Source organism: Erwinia sp. (assembly GCF_031978025.1).
Classification (GTDB): domain Bacteria; phylum Pseudomonadota; class Gammaproteobacteria; order Enterobacterales; family Enterobacteriaceae; genus Erwinia.
Window position 1 is genome coordinate 4,547 of record NZ_DALZCD010000294.1, and the last position, 684, is coordinate 5,230.

A 684-nucleotide genomic window follows, 5' to 3' on the forward strand; every position below is an offset into this window, starting at 1 on the left:
GCAGTGGTAATGGCGATTGGCCTGAACCTTGCGCCCATTGCCGTTCGCAGCGTCTCGTCCTCCATGTTTGACAGCTGGATCGCCGTGATGACCGTGGTTTGTATCGGCGTGACAGCCGTGTTTACGCGTGGCATGGTACAGCGACTGCTGCTGCTGATCGGGCTGATGGTGGCCTGGGGAATTTATGCGGTGCTGACCAACGGTTTTGGCCTGGGTAAACCGGTAGATTTTGGCCTTATTGCCAGCGCGCCCTGGTTTGGCCTGCCGACCACTACCGCACCAGTCTTTAACAGCCAGGCGATGTTTACTATCGCGCCGGTAGCGATCATTCTGGTAGCAGAAAACCTGGGCCATCTTAAAGCGGTAGCGGGCATGACCGGCAAAAATCTCGATCCCTGGATGGGTCGGGCCTTTGTCGGCGACGGGCTGGCGACCGTGCTTTCAGGTAGCCTCGGCGGCAGCGGCGTCACCACCTATGCCGAAAATATCGGCGTGATGGCGGTAACGAAAGTGTATTCCACGCTGGTGTTTGTGGCGGCAGCGATTATCGCTATTTTGCTGGGTTTCTCACCCAAATTTGGCGCGCTGATCCATACCATTCCTGCCCCCGTTATTGGCGGCGCCTCTATCGTAGTATTTGGCCTGATTGCAGTGGCCGGCGCGCGTATCTGGGTACAGAATAAG

1 protein-coding gene is annotated in these 684 nt (G+C 57.3%); it reads left to right on the forward strand.

What is annotated here, in order from left to right:
* A partial coding sequence (locus tag RTK32_RS18630) for a solute carrier family 23 protein (RefSeq protein ID WP_312046593.1) occupies window positions 1–684 on the forward strand: 684 nt, incomplete at both ends.